The 578-nt window shown below is 41.2% G+C and carries 1 protein-coding gene and 1 pseudogene; both read right to left on the bottom strand.

Annotated features, from left to right (window positions below; all coding sequences use genetic code 11):
* Window positions 1-275 (bottom strand): hypothetical protein (locus G5B32_RS16960; protein WP_165292673.1); only part of this gene is annotated, 275 nt, incomplete at its 3' end.
* A gap of 95 nt (window positions 276-370) precedes the next feature.
* Window positions 371-578: pseudogene (locus tag G5B32_RS17200) on the bottom strand (hypothetical protein); the annotation flags it as partial.

The following is a 578-nucleotide window of genomic DNA, read 5'->3' as shown; positions in this document are numbered from 1 at the left end:
ATGGCAAACCTAGAATACCACCGTACATGCGGTTCCGCATACGGCGGTTCCTTACTTACGAAAGGATAGATTTCGCTTATATTTTGGGTTAGTTGTGCCGGTTGTCTTCTGAAAGCCGCTGATTCCCCATTACGATAATTCAAACCACCAAAAGCATATACTTCTGCATTTTCGCTCAGAGGAATAGCCGAATTGAAGAATAATGCTCCTCCTCTTGTTTGTGCTTGTCCAATACGTGAAACGAAATCTCCGCGTGTAAGGCCTCTTTTTGCCAATTCCGCATCTGTGATATTTGCACCTGTAGGATTAAGATATTCTGTTGGGTTGTTGTAATCCGAGAAGATTACCCCTGTAAATTCTTTTTGTCTGTTTACGATAACAATCCATTAAAAAAAGGATAGTTGGCACGCTTTAGATTATCGTTGTTCAGTGCCCGATGGAGTATAAAGCTGTCAGCGATGCGCCAATAACCCTTTCGTGTATTTGCCCATTCCCAAGCTTTACGCTTATCAATTCCACATTTACATAGATTATTAAAACGTGTCTTTATCTTCTTCCAACTCTTCCAGATGCACATC

The sequence above is a fragment of the Sphingobacterium sp. SGL-16 genome, from assembly GCF_011043515.1.
In the GTDB taxonomy this organism is placed as follows: domain Bacteria; phylum Bacteroidota; class Bacteroidia; order Sphingobacteriales; family Sphingobacteriaceae; genus Sphingobacterium; species Sphingobacterium litopenaei.
The sequence above is the reverse complement of the archived record's forward strand: the minus strand, read 5'-3'. Positions and strand labels throughout refer to the sequence as shown.